The organism is Salipiger sp. 1_MG-2023, assembly GCF_030547555.1.
Lineage (GTDB): Bacteria > Pseudomonadota > Alphaproteobacteria > Rhodobacterales > Rhodobacteraceae > Salipiger.
The window spans coordinates 1-910 of record NZ_JAUOQN010000176.1 but is presented as its reverse complement, the minus strand read 5'-3'; the positions used below and the strand labels follow the sequence as shown (position 1 = coordinate 910).

The 910-nt window shown below is 61.0% G+C and carries 1 protein-coding gene; it reads right to left on the bottom strand.

Features of this window, described 5'->3' with window-relative positions:
* Positions 1-250: 250 nt before the first annotated feature.
* A partial coding sequence (locus Q4543_RS24460; RefSeq protein WP_303442779.1) for an IS256 family transposase occupies positions 251-910 on the bottom strand: 660 nt, incomplete at its 5' end.

The window sequence follows — 910 nt, the reverse complement described above, 5'->3', positions numbered from 1 at the left end:
TTCCCTCAGAACCGATCTTGCCATGAAAAGGGCAGACCGCCGAGGGTTTATGTGATCATCCGGGATGGAACAGCTACAATCATGATTGTCAGAGGCATGCTTTAGAGGGGGTCGCAATAGTGCCTGAGAGCGCCTGAGAGGCGAGTAAAGGGGGGGCTTGGCGCTGGTTAGTAGTATGCTGCCAAGCCCAGAGATACCCCTTAGACGCCCTGTATGAGACTGTCCGGAATTCTGTGCCCCGGCGCGTTGATTACGCCATTGGGAACCGATCATCGAACATGATGGCGAGTTGGCTCTTCACGGCGTGCCATTCGCGGACTGATCGCTTCCACTCCTGAGAGGTAGCATTCAGCGCCAGATAGATCAATTTCGCCGCCGCCTCGTCGCTGGGGAAGTGCCCCCTTGTGCGGACGGCCCGGCGGATCTTCGAGTTCAGCGCCTCGATGGCATTCGTCGTGTAGATCAGTCTGCGGACCTCGGGTGGATAGTCGAGGAACGGGATCACCTCGGTCCAGGCCCGTCGCCAGCTCGGCGCGATTGCCGGGTAGCGGGCGGCCAGATCGCTCTCCTCGAAGTCGGTCAGCGCGGCCTCGGCGGCTGCCGCGTCGACGGCGGAGTAGACCGCCTTCAGCGCCACTGCCACGGCCTTGCGGTCCTTGTAGCTGGCGAAGCTCATGGAATGGCGCAGAAGATGCACGATGCAGGTCTGAACCTGGGTCTGGGGGAAGGCTGCCTCGATGGCTTGGGGGAAGCCCTTGAGGCCGTCCACGACGGCGATCAGAATGTCCTGCACTCCGCGATTGCGCAGGTCATTGAGAACCTTGACCCAGAATTTGGCGCCCTCGTTGGCCTGAAACCATAGCCCCAGCACGTCTCGCGTGCCGTCTGTCACCCGGCAGTGCATTTGCAA